The organism is Nitrosospira briensis, from assembly GCF_900115125.1.
GTDB lineage: Bacteria > Pseudomonadota > Gammaproteobacteria > Burkholderiales > Nitrosomonadaceae > Nitrosospira > Nitrosospira briensis_A.
In genome coordinates this window covers 579341-593634 of the sequence record NZ_FOVJ01000002.1, presented here as the reverse complement: position 1 = coordinate 593634, position 14294 = coordinate 579341, and the positions used below count along the sequence as shown (strand labels likewise).

Below are 14294 nucleotides of genomic sequence, written 5' to 3'. Positions count from 1 at the left end.
GAGAAATTCAACGAGCGCAGGCTCATCATGGCGCACGATGCGCGCATGAACCTGAAGAAGTGGGACAGCCGCACCTGCCGCGAATGCCACAAGAATCCGCAGCCGCCGGGAGCGGACGCCAAGGCCGCGCACAAGAAGATGGAGACCGAAGGGGCCACCTGCATCGACTGCCACCAGAACCTGGTGCACAAGGAAGCCCCGGAGACAGACCTCAACGAGAGCATCAAGCAGGGCAAGATGGTGCTCAAATCCGAAACCAAGAATGAAGATGAGGACGAAGACGAAGACGAGGAGGAGGAGTAATCCGATTCCTTCCTCAGGCTGCAATATCCATTAGCAGACTTTCTCGTTTTTACTGAAGCCGCTGTTTCTCGTGCTCGCGTGAGGAACAGCGGTTTTAACTTATAATGGCAACGGCTGAGAGGTTCGACCGGTCTAAGGACCGAAACAAGAAGAAACTGCCCAAGCACCAATATCTGGTGCATGGCTTTCCGCTCCTCACCTCAGGCAGTCAGCACGATCTGGGCCTTTGACTGAAGTAGCTTCATAAATAAAGATGTTCCGAGTATAGCAACGAATGCTGCGTAATTTTCCCCAACCCGATACTGTCTATTCCCATCGAATACGCGACTATTTCATAGCAGCGCTCACGTTCCTGTGCGTCGCTATCAGCTTGAATATGGATGCCAGTGGCAGCATGGAGCAACAAAACTTCATGGGCCTCATTGCCTGGACATTTTTATTCCTGCTGCTCTGGGGGGAGAATAAAGAAGTACGGATGCAGGTCATCATCGCAGTTGCGTTTGCTACGCTCGGTGAGCACTTTGCGTCAATTTACATGGGTGGCTACACCTATCGATTCGGTAATGTCCCGGCTTATGTGCCGCCTGGCCACGGCATGGTCTATTTAACGGCGGTTGCACTCGCTCGTTCCGGTCTCTTCTTGACGCATGCACGCAAGATAGCGCTACTGGTGGCCGTGACATGTGGCGTCTGGTCAATCTGGGGAATCAGCGGTTACCCGGCGCAGGGCGACCAGGTTGGCGCACTCCTGTATTGCGTCTTTTTGATCTACCTGCTAAGAGGCCGCTCGCCCATGGTCTATCTCGCCGCCTTTTTCATCACCACATGGCTGGAGCTGATCGGCACCGCTGCGGGAACGTGGAAATGGGCAACGATAGAGCCGGTTATGGGGCTGTCCCAGGGAAACCCGCCAAGCGGCGTAGCCGCCTGGTATTGCCTGGTCGATGCTGTCGCTATAGGCGGCGCGCCCGTCTTACTGAACGCCTTTAAAAGAGGCAGCGAGTGGTTTAAAGCAGATAAACCGAAAAATGTTCACCAAGGCGCGAGAAACGATTAGTTGAATCTTTTAAATTGTTACAAGTCTAAAAAGTCATCGTAAAATTATTATTACTTTTTTTTCGTTTTTACAACCCTTTATTGCTCACAACCTGTTATTCATAATCCTCTCTTCCATGACCAGCTTCGCACAGGCCAATCCCAACCATCACTGTTGGATGGTCAAGAAGCAATAACTATGTCGTTCGCCCAACTCAACCTGTCACCCGAAATTCTCCGCGCCATAACAGACCAAGGCTACACCGAACCCACCCCCATTCAGGCTCAGGCCATACCACCCATACTTGAAGGCAAAGATATTATGGGAGGGGCACAGACCGGCACGGGGAAGACCGCCGGCTTTACATTGCCAATGCTGAGTCGGCTTCAACCCGGTGCCAACGCCAGCGCTTCCCCTGCCAAACACCCGATTCGCGCGTTAATCCTCGTGCCGACGCGCGAACTCGCAATTCAGGTGTATGAAAGTGTAAAAACTTATGGCAAATATCTGCCCCTCAGATGCGCTGCTGTTTATGGGGGAATGGATATGACGCCGCAGACCAGGGACTTGCGGGCGGGCGTGGAAATCCTCGTCGCAACCCCCGGACGCCTGCTCGATCATATCCAGCAAAAAACCATGCACCTGTCCAAGGTAGAGATTCTGGTACTGGATGAAGCTGATCGCATGCTGGATATGGGCTTCCTCCCCGACATCAAGCGTATCCTCGCGTTGCTGCCGCAGCAGCGGCAAAGCCTGATGTTTTCCGCGACGTTCTCCGAGGAAATCAAGAAACTTGCAAACAAGCTTCTGCGAGATCCGGTATTGATCGAAGTGGCAAAACGAAATTCCATTGCCGAGCTGATAACGCATGTAGTACACCCTGTAGTGCGGGACCGCAAGCGGGAGTTGCTGACACATCTCATCAAATCGGAGGATCTGAGGCAGGTTCTGGTATTTGTCCGCACCAAGCACGGTGCCAGCCGTCTTGCCGAGCAGCTGGAACGGGATGGCGTCACCGCAACAGCAATTCATGGAGACAAGAGTCAGCCCCAACGTACCCAGGCGCTGGCAGAATTCAAGCAAGGGATTGTTCGCGTACTGGTTGCGACCGACGTTGCTGCCAGGGGACTGGATATAGAGGACCTCCCCCACGTGGTCAATTTCGAATTGCCTACTACCCCTGAGGATTACATCCACCGAATTGGGCGTACCGGCCGCGCCGGTACCAAAGGCGATGCAATTTCACTGGTATGCGAGGACGAGAAGGAATTACTCAAAGGCATTGAACAGCTCCTCAAATTCAGGCTGGCTTCCCAGACAATAGCTGGATTCGAAACGGACGCGCAGCATCACTCGGCAGAAACCGAAGGTACACGTGCGAAGTCCAGCCGCCACAAGTCCCTGCAGCATGAGCAAAAGAAACTATTTGAACCCCGTCCCAGGCGCCCGGATGAGGCGCATTCCGCCTCTCACCTCAAGGAGGGCCGTAAGGATGCGAAGAGTTCAAGGGAGTACACGGGGGTGCATAAAAGAAGCTCCAAAACCCCTGAAGATCCTTTGTTCTCTCAGCCCTACATACCTGGCGCGTCTTCAATAAAGCGTCCCGGCGACACGACGGCGGGTTCTGAAGCATCATCAAAAGCTGATCATTCCCGCCACAAACAGCAGAGTAAACCGTTGGCTGCGCTATTCATGCCACGATCCCCCGCCAAGCCCAAACAGGAAAGCTGAGTAGCCTTTCGCACCAGCCATTAGACGTTGTACCTTAATGGTCAAACCAACAACCAGGTGATCGGCAACGGATGACATGGCAAAGCGCCTGACAAAGATCTACACCCGTACCGGTGATGATGGAACAACCGGGCTGGGTGACGGAACCCGATCCGTCAAGGACAGCTTGCGTATAGAAGCTATCGGTACCGTAGACGAATTGAACAGTTTTATCGGTGTTCTGATCGCAGAAAAGCCTTCAGAGGAAGTGCGCACCAAACTGGAAGATATCCAGCACGACCTGTTCGATCTTGGTGGCGACCTGAGTATTCCCGGGCGTGCCAGTATGAGCGAAGCGCAAGTCAGCCGCTTGGAAGAGCAACTCGATGACTACAATATCTCCCTGGCTGCACTAAAGGAATTCATACTTCCCGGCGGGACCCGGGCAGCCTCGCTTTGCCATGTGGCACGCGCGGTCTCCCGGCGCGCCGAGCGGTGCGTCGTCAGGCTCTACAGAATCGAACCAGCGATGCCGTCCCACGTTGAGTACCTCAACCGCCTGTCCGATTTTTTGTTCGTACTATGCCGTGTCCTGAACCGCCATGCAGGCGTAGGAGATGTAATGTGGCAACAGGGCAAAAACCGCCATTCAGTATAGAATCCGGGGCCGTAGATTCCCTGGCTGGCTAAACATCGCCTATTCCTATTCCTGTTCCTACTCCTTTCTCCGGAAGCTATCGATTATCATCAGCATTGCCCCGAGGAAAATTGCGGAATCCGCCACGTTAAATGCGGGCCAGTGGTAACCCGCTGCGTGGAAATCCAGAAAATCAACCACACGGCCCAAGGTTATGCGGTCCCACAGATTACCCAGCGCCCCGCCAAGTATCAGGCTAAGCGCCAAACAGAACAGCCTGTCGGCTGCATGCTTCCGGAGCAGATAAACGATCAGTATCGAAGCGCCAACAGCAATCAAGCTGAAAAACCAGCGCTGCCATCCGCCAGCATCACTCAGAAAGCTGAACGCCGCACCCGCGTTGTAGGTCAGAACCAGGTTGAAAAATCCTGTCAGCGGTATCTGCTGCCCATCAAATAACGCTCCTTCTACCCAACGTTTGCTTGCGAAATCCAGCACTAGTACAACCAGCGCCACAGCCAGGCTGATCTGCAGCTTCATCGTATGCGGCGCGCCATCGTATGCCATCCTTCCCTAGTCATGTGAAGCACACTAAGCATATCGCCGCGCCTCGCCTGAGCCATAGAGATTGGAAACACAGCGGCCGCAGATCGTTGGATGACCGGTATCGATTCCCACATCCTCCCGATAATGCCAACAGCGTTCACATTTCCGATATACGCTTGGGGTTACGTAAATCCCATCTTTCTCGGGAGTTTCGGATCGCACGACATGGGCGGCGGAGGTGACGAGCACCAGTCGGAGATCATCGCCCAATGACTCCAATAGCAAAAAATCCGCCCCGCTAACATGAATCTCAACCGCCGCAGCAAGCGAAGAACCTATTTCCCCCCGGCCACGGGAATCTTCCAGCCGTCCTTGTACTCGCGAGCGCAGCTCCCGGATCCGGGTCCAGCGCTGCATCAACTCCTCCTCGTCCGGCTGCGGGGGTAGCTGGTGCCAGGTATGCAACAGTACGCTATCCTGAGTGCCGCCCGTCAGATGCTGCCATACTTCCTCAGCGGTGAAGCTAAGGATAGGCGCAAACAGGCGCACCAGACAGTGGGCAATGTGGTACAGAACACTTTGCGCGGAGCGACGTGGGGCACCCTTGGCGGCTGCGGTATAAAGCCGATCCTTGAGAACGTCCAGATAGAAACCGCCTAAATCCTCAGAACAGAAGTTATGCAGACGATGTACGATCAGATGAAAATCGTAATGCCGATAATTCTCCGTCAACTCGTCCTGGAGTTTTCGGGTGAACGCCAGCATATAGCGGTCGATCTCGAGCCATTCATCCACCGCCACGGCATCCCGGACAGGATCGAAATCAGCCAGATTTGCAAGTAAGAAACGCAGCGTATTGCGTATGCGCCGATAACTCTCCACCACCCGCTTCAGAATTTCATCCGAAATGGATAACTCGCCGGAATAGTCGGTAGAAGCCACCCACAGCCGCAGGATATCAGCCCCGGAGGTATCCATCACCTTCTGCGGCGCGATGACATTACCCTTGGATTTGCTCATCTTGTGACCGGAGCCATCCACCACGAAACCATGAGTGAGCAATGCTTCATAAGGGGCGCGGCCATCAATCGCGCAACCGGTCAGGAGCGAGGACTGAAACCATCCCCGGTGCTGGTCCGAGCCCTCCAGATAAAGATCCGCCGGGTAGCCGAGCTGAGCATCGTGTTTGAGTATCGAATCGTGTGTCGTACCGGACTCGAACCACACATCCAGCGTATCCATGAGCTTTATATATTGCTGCGCCTCGTCACCCAGCAGTTCCGCGGCGTCCAGGCTAAACCATGCCTCGATGCCGTCTTGCTCCACACGCTGCGCTACCTGCTCCAGCAACTCATCCGTGCGGGGATGCAGTTCATGGGTTTCCTTATTTACAAAGAGCGACATTGGCACGCCCCAATTACGCTGGCGCGAGACGCACCAGTCGGGCCGGTTTCTCACCATTGCTTCCAGACGAGCACGGCCCCAGCTTGGAAAAAACTCGGTGCTCCTTACTGCAGAATCAGCTCGCTCCCGTAAAGTATCCGGGCCGTGGGCTGGCGTATGAGCATTAGTTGCATCAGACGGCGCTTTATTGTTTATATGCCTATCCATGGCGATAAACCACTGCGGCGTCGCCCGGAAGATGATTGGTGTTCCATGCCGCCAGCAGTGCGGGTAGCTGTGCTGAAGCTTCTCGGCCTTCAGCAGGAGGCCGTTCTTTTCCAGTTCCTGAATAACGATATCGTTGGCTTTCCAGACCGAAAGACCTCCGACAAGCGGTATGTGGTCAAAAAACCGGCCATCCCCGCCAACGGGATTTTCTACCGGCAAGCCATATTTCTGACCGACGATGTAGTCGTCGACGCCGTGTGCCGGAGCGGTATGCACAGCACCGGTTCCCGCTTCCATGGTGACATGGTCTCCCACAATAATCGGCACCCGCCGCTGGTAGAAGGGATGCTGTAGCACAACATTTTCAAGCGCACTCCCGCTACACTGCCCCGCAAGACTGATATCAGCCCTGTTGATACCATAGCGCTCCAAGGCACTTTCCATCAATGCTTCAGCCAGAAGTAAACAATCACCTCCGAGATCTACCACAACATAACTTTCGTCGGGGTTCACGCTCACAGCCTGGTTTGCGGGAAGGGTCCAAGGTGTAGTCGTCCAGATAACGACATACACAGGCTTGCCAGACAAATCGGCCGGGGCGGAACCATTCACCGGCTTTAAAATATCCCTCACCAGTGCATCCGTATCTACTACCTTGAATTTCACATCTATGGCCGATGAAGTCTTGTCCTCATATTCCACTTCCGCTTCAGCCAGCGCAGAGCCGCAGTCCATGCACCAGTTGACGGGTTTTTGCCCCTGGTAGAGGTAGCCGCTTCTATGGATCTTTCCAAGTGCGCGAATAATGTCCGCCTCGGTCTTGTAATTCATGGTGAGATAGGGATTGTCCCAATCACCCAGCACCCCGAGCCGGATAAAATCGGCTTTCTGCCGCGCCACCTGCTGCTGCGCAAAAGTACGGCACAGCTCGCGCACCTTATCCCCAGGCAGATTCTTACCGTGTTTTTTTTCAATCTGATGCTCGATCGGCAGTCCGTGGCAATCCCAACCCGGTATATATGGCGCATCGAAGCCGGCAAGCGTTTTCGACTTGATAATAATGTCCTTGAGAATTTTGTTGACCGCATGGCCGATGTGTATATCGCCATTGGCATAGGGCGGTCCGTCGTGCAGCACGAATTTGGGGCGCCCCTTGCAAACCTCGCGGATTTTTTTATAGAGATTTTTTTCCTGCCAGGCTTTCAGCATGACAGGTTCGCGCCGAGCGAGATCGCCGCGCATGGGAAAAGGCGTATCAGGCAGATTGAGCGTTTTTTTATAGTCAGTCATGGAATATTGAAAATGTAGCGAGCATCAACTCGATCTGTGCAGCGAGCTTATTTCAATGGCGGCAGAAACCGTAGATGACAAGGACGAAAAATATCCCTTTGCGTCTTCCACGTCCCGTTCAATCTGCTTCGTGAGCGTTTCAAGGTCGGGATATTTTTCTTCATCCCGCAGTTTGCGCAAAAAATGCACCCGTAAGTGGCAACCATAGATTTCATGGTCAAAGTCGAACAGGTAGACTTCCAGCACCGGTTTGCCATCCTCATGCACGGTGGGACGCACACCCAGGCTGGCGACTCCCCGCAACCGGTGCACGGCTTTGTGTGACGAGGACCCCAACGCTTCATGGTTTTCTATATCGACTTCTACCGCAAAGATTCCCGATAGGGGAGCGCGATTGTGCTTCAACTGAATATTGGCGGTGGGAAACCCGATCTTCCTGCCGAGCTTGTGCCCATTCACCACGCGTCCGCTGATACTATAGAACCGCCCCAGCAGAAGCTTTGCGAAGTCCAGATCGCCCGTAGCCAAAGCCCCGCGTACTGCCGTGCTAGAAACCCTTACCCCATCAACGGTGTAGCCGGGCATCTCTTCCACTTCAAAGCCGCATGTTTCTGAAAATCCCTTCAGCATGGCAAAATCACCTGCTCGGCGCGCACCAAAGCGGAAGTCGTCTCCAACCAATATCCAGCGGGCCGCAAGTCCCTGCCGCAGGATATGGGCAATAAAATCCTCCGCGCTGATCCTGGCGAAATCAAAATTGAAGCGGCATACCTGCACCCGATCCACGCCCGCCGCCGCAAGCAACTCCAGCTTCTCACGCAAACTGGTGAGCCGGGTGGGCGCCTTGTCCGGTGCAAAAAACTCTCGCGGGTGCGGCTCGAAAATCATGACACAAGTAGCAAGGCCGAGCCGATTCCCGGCGTCTTTCAAACGGGTGAGCATGGCCTGGTGACCAAGATGCACCCCATCGAAATTGCCTATGGTAAGGGCAACGGGAGCTTCAGCCTGAACAGGAACGCCATGGGAAATACGCATGCGTGTTGCTGCTAAAATGCTGAATTGTAGCTTGTTTCACGCGAACGGGTCTAGAACAGTAACATTTTAAAATTATGCTTCTGCATGCTCGGTAGGATGGCTAGGGTGAAACGCAATCCATCATCCGTTTAATTTCGCACTAACGAACCTGTAGATTGAAAGCTTGCACGTTGGCGGATGCCTGGCGCTGATCGCTCTCGTGTTCCAATGAGTTTTGCGCTGTGCTAGAATTGCGCACTTCAAAAAGCCAGAGGTGCGTCAAGTCGTCCTCCTCCTGCGCGGAAGTAAGCAATAGCTTAAAATGGCCAAGTAGCTCAGTCGGTAGAGCAGAGGACTGAAAATCCTTGTGTCGGTGGTTCGATTCCGCCCTTGGCCACCAAAAGATAGTTCCACCCCGTCCCAAGAAGTCCCGAAAGCCCGCTCCCTGCGGGCTTTTTCATTGATTCTATATCCCACCGAGTCCCGCTGAGTTCTATTGCATCCGGTATCGTATGGGGGTATAAATAGGGGTACATCGTGTACCCCTAGCACCTTATACCCCCACAATGCCATTAACTGACACAGCAGTTCGTAATGCGAAGCCTGAAGCCAAGCCGCGCAAGCTGGCTGATGAAAAAGGGCTGTTCCTGTTGATTCATTCCAACGGGTCCAAATACTGGCGGTTTAAGTACCGTTTCGGCGGAAAGGAGAAATTGCTCTCCCTGGGTGTATACCCCGATGTATCGCTGGCCCAAGCCCGGCAGCGCCGGGACGATGCCCGCAAGCTGTTAGCCAATGAAGTTGATCCTGGAGTATTCAAGCAAGAAGCAAAGCGAGCAAATAGAGAAATAGCCGGTAATAGTTTCGAGGCAGTCGGGCGAGAGTGGTATGCAAAGCACTCTCCCAACTGGGCCGCAAGCCATGGAGACAAGATCATTCGTCGCCTGGAGCGAGATATCTTTCCCTGGATAGGAAACAGGCCTATCGCTGAAATTACGGCTCATGTGTTGCTGGCCACGCTTCGACGCATCGAGAATCGGGGCGCATTGGAAACCGCGCATAGAGCGCACCAGAATTGCAGCCAGGTATTTCGTTACGCCGTAGCCACTGGCCGGGCTGAACGTGACCCATCCGTGGATCTCCGGGGCGCATTGCCCCCAGCGAAAGAAAAGCATCACCCCAGTATCACAGACCCAATGGCGATAGGTGAGCTCATGCGAGCCGTAGAAGGTTATCGAGGGTCTTTCGTGACCAGGTGTGCCTTGCAGTTGGCACCGCTGCTATTCGTGCGACCTGGGGAGCTACGCCGCGCGGAATGGTCGGAGGTCGATCTGGATAAATCGGAATGGAGGATACCCGGCGAAAAGATGAAAATGAAAGTGGTACACATCGTTCCGCTTTGTAGCCAGGCTGTGACGGTATTGCGAGAACTTCACGCTCTTACGGGACAAGGAAAATATGTGTTCCCTGGAGTTCGTACCCCTTCCCGTCCAATGTCTGAGAACACCGTCAACTCCGCATTGCGCCGACTGGGATATGGCAAAGAAGAATTAACCGGGCATGGCTTCCGAAGCATGGCCAGCACTTTGCTTAATGAGCACGGCTGGAATCGTGATGCCATCGAGCGACAGCTCGCCCATGCTGAGCGTGATTCTGTACGGGCAGCATACAACTATGCCGAACACCTGCCGGAGCGCCGCAAGATGATGCAGGAATGGGCGGACTATCTGGACGGTCTTAAAACCGGCGCCAAGATTCTTACATTTAAATCGAACTGATCAAGCCACCCCTAGCTCGGCCAGGCAAAAAGCGGATTCCTTCACCGCCTGGGGTGGCTCCTAATTGAAGGATGCACCTGGAAGGGGTTGCACATGAGCACGTCAAAAATTCCCGCTTGGCTTCCGAACTGGAAAGATGCCAGCGCATACAAAAAGCCTCGTGATGAATGGTTTGTAAAAATTATGATCTGGGAGTTCTTGCGGCGGAATCCAGAGTACCAGGCCGACTACAAGCGTTTTGCGGACTTGCCTGATCTTCGTCCCGGAGGCGGGAAGACTGCAAAGATTTATAACAAGGGGATGATGCTTACAGACGATATGTGTTTTCGATACTGCGAGCCTCCCGCGCTACCTGGTGAAACATGGGAGCAGTATCAGCTGCGGGTTGGTGACTACGTTATTGAAGACATGCCCTTGATAGAACATCTAATGGAAAAATGGTGCATTACCTACATGGCCGATCCGGAAAAAGATGATGGCTATGCGAAGATTAATGCCCACATAGAGATGCCGCCGTATGATCTGCAGATTGAGAATGCAGTGGATGCAGCCGGATTTATTACGCGCAGGCCTGCACCTGATAAACCTGAGCATGTGACGTTGAGATTCGACTTGCGATACGGCATCGATAAGCAGCTGAAGAAAGCAAAAGAAGCTCTTAAATTATGGAAGGATCATTTAGAGAATGGTCCCACACCGTATCAACTCGACAAAGAGCAATCGAAAAATCATAAAAATCAGCTTCGCGGGTATTTGCGTGCATTCGATGCGGACCTGGCTGGTGCATTTCCGCAGGAAATAGGCAAAAGGCTATTTCCAAAAGACATAGACATCGAGGCGAGGCGGAAAAAAGCTGCGCGAGCAGTCAAGTTGGGCAAGGACTTAGTCAATGGCGCATACAAAAACCTCATAAGATTAAAGGACGACAGACATTAATTACCCCTCCTAGTTTTCGTCCTTCTCCTGGCCTTCTCCCATAAGGCATAGTGCCATCCACGCCCAGCGAATCAGGGCGCATTCCAACTACATGGGAAGGATGGTTAACTATGAAACTTATCAAACTGCCGCCGGTATTGGGGCTCACTGCGAAATCTCGCACCTCTCACTATAGCGACATCAAGAACGGGTTGATGACTGAGCCGGTACGGCTGGGTGAAAACTCAGTTGCCTGGCCAGAGCACGAAATCCTCGCAATAAACGCAGCTCGTATTGCCGGGAAGAGTAATAGCGAGGTTCGCGAGCTCGTATCCCAACTGATGGCCAGGCGCAAAGATGTAACGTCGTTCACAAGCCGCGCCTGCTCATTGGACCAGGTGGCGCAATGAGCCGCGATCGCGAATTGGAGAAAAAGCTGGAGCAAGGGCACCGCCGTAGCGCTGACAATGATCCCATGCTGCAAGCCTATGCTCGATTATGGCTACCGTACGCCGAGCGAGCAGTAGCGGCTTTGGAGAGCCAGGCCAAAAGCCAGGCAAACATCGTTCGCATTCTTGCGGAAATACGGGACTACCGGTGAGACGGCGAAGATGAAAAATAACTCATTCCACGCCTTGCCACCATCATTTCCCTTGACCGCATCGTTTTTTTCCAATACAGTCCGCATACGGTGCTCAACACACCTCCACCAGCGGCATTCGCGCCCGTCAGTCGTGATTTTTTTTCGTCCATTGTTTGCTCAATGGCCGGGTATTGGACAGTGTAAAAAGAGTCTTCGGACTAAAGCTGTCAGCCGCCTGGTGGCGGTGTTGAAGTGCCTGGCCGCCCTCTCAACAAGGGTGAAATTTCAACTTAACCACCAGGAGGCCATCATGGCTGCTCAATCTAAAGGCACGTCCGTGCCGGTTACATCTATCACCTATAACAAGCTGTTAACTGTTCAGAACTCGCTCTGCGAAGCCAGTTCTGTAGTTCATTTTTGGCGCGGAATATTCTTCAAAGCCACCGATAAAGGCGATGGGATCGAGCTATCTCCGGAAGAGTCCTGTGGATTTATCCATCTTATGGATGATCTATCGAAACGCATTGAAAGCTTGATCTGCGAGCTGGATGAATGCCGGGAGGGTGCGCGTCATGGCTAATCAAACCAAAGTCGCGGCCGTGTCGATCATAAAGCCTGACAGCGAACATAACTTGTTGGAAGCAAGAGATGTTCTTTCGGAAGCACGGTATATGGTTGAGTTCGTCAACAGCATCACGCTGCTACCGCGCGGCAAAGGGCTAACACTTGATCCGATCCAGACTACAGGACTTTTTTACGTGATGCAGCACGTGGCAGATCGCATAAAAAAATCGGAAGACTTACTGGAAGGGGTAGATATTTCCCCCGTGAAAGGAGAAACGGCATGAATAAGAAAACCAACCTGGCACTTGCGCCTGTTCAATCACTCCCCGCCAAATCGATTCAGGGCCGTGAAGACCTTTCATTCGCGGCTCGTGACGAGCGCGACCTCCTCCGGATGTGGCATGTACCACATGATCCGAAAGCTTATTGGTCAGATGGCGTCGAGATCGGGAGGCAGCACTTTTCCGAAGTTGTCGCCCTGGCCGATGTCAACGAATACCAGGCTTTCGTGACCCTTGAACTTGTTTTTAATGAACCCGGGTGGAGAACGCATGGGTGGGGGATCGAATGTGGGTTTTCGAAAGCAGTGGCTGAAGCTGCAATTGTAGGGCTGCGTGCGATTCGCGCAGGTGCAACACCTTACGATTCGGATTTGGAGTTTCAGCGATTGGTGGTTGAGGATCCTGATCTATGAGCGTCGACCGCCTGTTATCGCTTCTCAGCAACGTTAAGCAAACCGGCCCGGGCCGGTTTGTTGCTTGCTGCCCAGCTCACGACGATAAACACCCTTCCCTTGCGATTCGTGAGCTGGATGATGGCCGCGTGCTTTTGCACGACTTCTCGGGATGCTCCACAAGTGACGTTCTCGCGGCGGTAGGGCTAACCCTTGAGGATCTGTTTCCAGAGCGTCAGGGAGGCTATGGCGGCGCCGGAGAGCGCCGGGCATTTTTCGCATCCGATATTTTGCGCTGTATCGGCTTTGAAGCGCTGCTGGTAGCGATAGCAGCGTCAAACATGGCGCACGGCGTGGAGCTTTCCGAGACGGATAGAAAACGTCTGCTGGTGGCGGCTTCACGTCTACAAGCCGCAACGGGGGTATTTGATGGCTAATGATAAGCAAGGCATAGAACGCGGCGCGGCCGCCCTGGATAAGATCATAAAGGGCAAGTTCACCCGCGAGCAACAGGAACACATCGACCGGGGAAAAGGGATACATCAAGCGCCTAAATCCCGCTTGAAGCTGACCAGGGCGAGTGACATTGTGCGAATGGTCATAACCTGGTTATGGTGGGGAAAAATAGCACTGGGCAAGATAACCCTGATTGCGGGTGATCCCGGACTTGGCAAGAGCACAGTAACAGTTAGCCTGGCTGCCCACGTCTCGACCGGGCTACCTTGGCCGGATGGCACCCCATGTCCGCATGGTGATGTCATATTTATCTCGGCCGAGGATGATGCAGCCGATACCATCTGCCCGCGGATGGATGCGGCGGGCGCGGATTCCTCGCGGATTCACATCGTGGGCGGCGTGGAAAGCCTGAACCGTTCCGGCGATCCGGAGACAAGGTTGCTGAGTTTGCGGCGAGATATCGAGGCCGTTCGCGAAGCCATCCTGGCATTACCGGAATGCCGCCTCATCATAGTCGATCCAATCTCCGCCTATCTTGACGGATCGGACTCTCACAACAATGCAGAGGTGCGGGCATTGATGGCACCTCTGTCCGAACTGGCGGCCAGCATTGGCGCTGCACTCATCTTTGTTACCCACCTGAACAAGGGCACCGGCGGATCAGCGCTTCAACGTGCGACAGGGAGCATGGCATTCGTGGCGGCGGCGCGTGCTGCCTTCCTGGTGGCAGCGGATAAGAGTGATCCCGCCAGACGCCTATTCATCCCGCTCAAGAATAACCTGGGACCGGATGGAAACGGCATGGCCTACCGCATCGAGGTAGTGAACGGAGTGTCGCGCGTGGCGTGGGAGAAGGAAAGCATATCGATATCCGCCGATGAAGCGCTGGGGCGGGACGATGACGCCGGCGGTCATGAAACCACACTGGCGGGGGATGCTGCCGACTGGCTGAGCGATGTGCTCTCCGCTGGTGCGGTATCAAGCAATGACGTTAAGAAACACGCGAAAGAGGCTGGGTATTCCTGGGCGACTATCCGCAGGGCGCAGGCTGCACTGGGTGTGAAACCTCAGCGCGTCGGCGGTGCGGCCGGGGATGGTGCGTGGGTTTGGACGCTACCAGACGAACATAAAAACCCGCAAATGACGCTAAAGGAAGCTGGTGACTAAGATGATCACGC

Annotated in this window: 16 protein-coding genes and 1 tRNA gene; 14 read left to right on the top strand and 3 right to left on the bottom strand. The window is 53.9% G+C overall.

Annotated elements, in window-relative coordinates:
* The 4 genes from BMZ14_RS08065 to BMZ14_RS08050 form a co-directional block, all read left to right on the top strand.
* Nucleotides 1-303 (top strand): NapC/NirT family cytochrome c (locus BMZ14_RS08065; RefSeq protein WP_177186936.1); only part of this gene is annotated, 303 nt, incomplete at its 5' end.
* A 274-nt stretch (nucleotides 304-577) separates the two neighbouring features.
* Nucleotides 578-1360, top strand: a complete 783-nt coding sequence (locus BMZ14_RS08060) for a hypothetical protein (RefSeq protein ID WP_074796465.1) — start codon at nucleotides 578-580, stop codon at nucleotides 1358-1360.
* 177 nt (nucleotides 1361-1537) lie between these two features.
* Nucleotides 1538-3070 (top strand): DEAD/DEAH box helicase, encoded by a 1533-nt coding sequence (locus BMZ14_RS08055; RefSeq protein ID WP_074796463.1) that lies wholly within the window; start codon nucleotides 1538-1540, stop codon nucleotides 3068-3070.
* A gap of 76 nt (nucleotides 3071-3146) precedes the next feature.
* Nucleotides 3147-3707 (top strand): cob(I)yrinic acid a,c-diamide adenosyltransferase, encoded by a 561-nt coding sequence (locus BMZ14_RS08050; protein WP_074796461.1) that lies wholly within the window; start codon nucleotides 3147-3149, stop codon nucleotides 3705-3707.
* A gap of 57 nt (nucleotides 3708-3764) precedes the next feature.
* Here BMZ14_RS08050 and lspA read toward each other — a convergent pair whose 3' ends face one another.
* The 3 genes from lspA to BMZ14_RS08035 are packed head-to-tail and all read right to left on the bottom strand — an operon-like array spanning nucleotide 3765 to nucleotide 8168.
* Nucleotides 3765-4226 (bottom strand): signal peptidase II, encoded by a 462-nt coding sequence (gene lspA, locus BMZ14_RS08045; RefSeq protein ID WP_074796595.1) that lies wholly within the window; start codon nucleotides 4224-4226, stop codon nucleotides 3765-3767.
* A 51-nt stretch (nucleotides 4227-4277) separates the two neighbouring features.
* Entirely contained in the window at nucleotides 4278-7133 is a 2856-nt protein-coding gene (gene ileS / locus BMZ14_RS08040; RefSeq protein WP_074796459.1) for an isoleucine--tRNA ligase, read from the bottom strand.
* A gap of 24 nt (nucleotides 7134-7157) precedes the next feature.
* A complete protein-coding gene (locus BMZ14_RS08035) occupies nucleotides 7158-8168 on the bottom strand; it encodes a bifunctional riboflavin kinase/FAD synthetase (RefSeq protein ID WP_074796457.1) in 1011 nt (336 codons plus the stop codon).
* A 303-nt stretch (nucleotides 8169-8471) separates the two neighbouring features.
* Here BMZ14_RS08035 and BMZ14_RS08030 point away from each other — a divergent pair.
* The 10 genes from BMZ14_RS08030 to BMZ14_RS07985 all read left to right on the top strand — a co-directional run bounded on the left by BMZ14_RS08030 (nucleotide 8472) and on the right by BMZ14_RS07985 (nucleotide 14283).
* Nucleotides 8472-8547 (top strand) — tRNA-Phe (locus BMZ14_RS08030).
* Between the two features lie 166 nt (nucleotides 8548-8713).
* Nucleotides 8714-9925, top strand: a complete 1212-nt coding sequence (locus tag BMZ14_RS08025; RefSeq protein ID WP_074796455.1) for a tyrosine-type recombinase/integrase — start codon at nucleotides 8714-8716, stop codon at nucleotides 9923-9925.
* A gap of 93 nt (nucleotides 9926-10018) precedes the next feature.
* Entirely contained in the window at nucleotides 10019-10861 is an 843-nt protein-coding gene (locus tag BMZ14_RS08020) for a DNA -binding domain-containing protein (RefSeq protein ID WP_074796453.1), read from the top strand.
* Nucleotides 10862-10971: 110 nt separating this feature from the next.
* Nucleotides 10972-11250: a helix-turn-helix transcriptional regulator gene (locus tag BMZ14_RS08015; protein ID WP_074796451.1), complete on the top strand. Its 279-nt coding sequence runs from the start codon at nucleotides 10972-10974 to the stop codon at nucleotides 11248-11250.
* Complete coding sequence (locus BMZ14_RS08010) at nucleotides 11247-11441, top strand: hypothetical protein (protein ID WP_074796449.1); 195 nt, start codon at nucleotides 11247-11249, stop codon at nucleotides 11439-11441. Before BMZ14_RS08015 ends, BMZ14_RS08010 begins: the two co-directional genes overlap by 4 nt.
* A gap of 10 nt (nucleotides 11442-11451) precedes the next feature.
* Entirely contained in the window at nucleotides 11452-12003 is a 552-nt protein-coding gene (locus tag BMZ14_RS14805; protein WP_143071925.1) for a hypothetical protein, read from the top strand.
* Complete coding sequence (locus BMZ14_RS08000; protein ID WP_074796445.1) at nucleotides 11996-12271, top strand: hypothetical protein; 276 nt, start codon at nucleotides 11996-11998, stop codon at nucleotides 12269-12271. Before BMZ14_RS14805 ends, BMZ14_RS08000 begins: the two co-directional genes overlap by 8 nt.
* Entirely contained in the window at nucleotides 12268-12681 is a 414-nt protein-coding gene (locus BMZ14_RS07995) for a hypothetical protein (protein WP_074796443.1), read from the top strand. The genes BMZ14_RS08000 and BMZ14_RS07995 overlap by 4 nt, the downstream gene beginning before the upstream one ends.
* A complete protein-coding gene (locus tag BMZ14_RS07990) occupies nucleotides 12678-13097 on the top strand; it encodes a DNA primase (protein WP_074796442.1) in 420 nt (139 codons plus the stop codon). The genes BMZ14_RS07995 and BMZ14_RS07990 overlap by 4 nt, the downstream gene beginning before the upstream one ends.
* A complete protein-coding gene (locus BMZ14_RS07985) occupies nucleotides 13090-14283 on the top strand; it encodes an AAA family ATPase (RefSeq protein WP_074796440.1) in 1194 nt (397 codons plus the stop codon). Before BMZ14_RS07990 ends, BMZ14_RS07985 begins: the two co-directional genes overlap by 8 nt.
* Nucleotides 14284-14294: the final 11 nt, after the last annotated feature.

Coding starts and splice junctions, on each gene's coding strand:
- BMZ14_RS08060 (WP_074796465.1), top strand. CDS start 578: ATGCTGCGTAATTTTCCCCAACCCGATACTGTCTATTCCCATCGAATA.
- BMZ14_RS07995 (WP_074796443.1), top strand. CDS start 12,268: ATGAATAAGAAAACCAACCTGGCACTTGCGCCTGTTCAATCACTCCCC.
- BMZ14_RS08010 (WP_074796449.1), top strand. CDS start 11,247: ATGAGCCGCGATCGCGAATTGGAGAAAAAGCTGGAGCAAGGGCACCGC.
- BMZ14_RS08050 (WP_074796461.1), top strand. CDS start 3,147: ATGGCAAAGCGCCTGACAAAGATCTACACCCGTACCGGTGATGATGGA.
- ileS (WP_074796459.1), bottom strand. CDS start 7,133: ATGACTGACTATAAAAAAACGCTCAATCTGCCTGATACGCCTTTTCCC.
- BMZ14_RS08020 (WP_074796453.1), top strand. CDS start 10,019: ATGAGCACGTCAAAAATTCCCGCTTGGCTTCCGAACTGGAAAGATGCC.
- BMZ14_RS08035 (WP_074796457.1), bottom strand. CDS start 8,168: ATGCGTATTTCCCATGGCGTTCCTGTTCAGGCTGAAGCTCCCGTTGCC.
- BMZ14_RS07985 (WP_074796440.1), top strand. CDS start 13,090: ATGGCTAATGATAAGCAAGGCATAGAACGCGGCGCGGCCGCCCTGGAT.
- BMZ14_RS07990 (WP_074796442.1), top strand. CDS start 12,678: ATGAGCGTCGACCGCCTGTTATCGCTTCTCAGCAACGTTAAGCAAACC.
- BMZ14_RS08055 (WP_074796463.1), top strand. CDS start 1,538: ATGTCGTTCGCCCAACTCAACCTGTCACCCGAAATTCTCCGCGCCATA.
- BMZ14_RS08000 (WP_074796445.1), top strand. CDS start 11,996: ATGGCTAATCAAACCAAAGTCGCGGCCGTGTCGATCATAAAGCCTGAC.
- lspA (WP_074796595.1), bottom strand. CDS start 4,226: ATGAAGCTGCAGATCAGCCTGGCTGTGGCGCTGGTTGTACTAGTGCTG.
- BMZ14_RS08015 (WP_074796451.1), top strand. CDS start 10,972: ATGAAACTTATCAAACTGCCGCCGGTATTGGGGCTCACTGCGAAATCT.
- BMZ14_RS08025 (WP_074796455.1), top strand. CDS start 8,714: ATGCCATTAACTGACACAGCAGTTCGTAATGCGAAGCCTGAAGCCAAG.
- BMZ14_RS14805 (WP_143071925.1), top strand. CDS start 11,452: ATGAAAAATAACTCATTCCACGCCTTGCCACCATCATTTCCCTTGACC.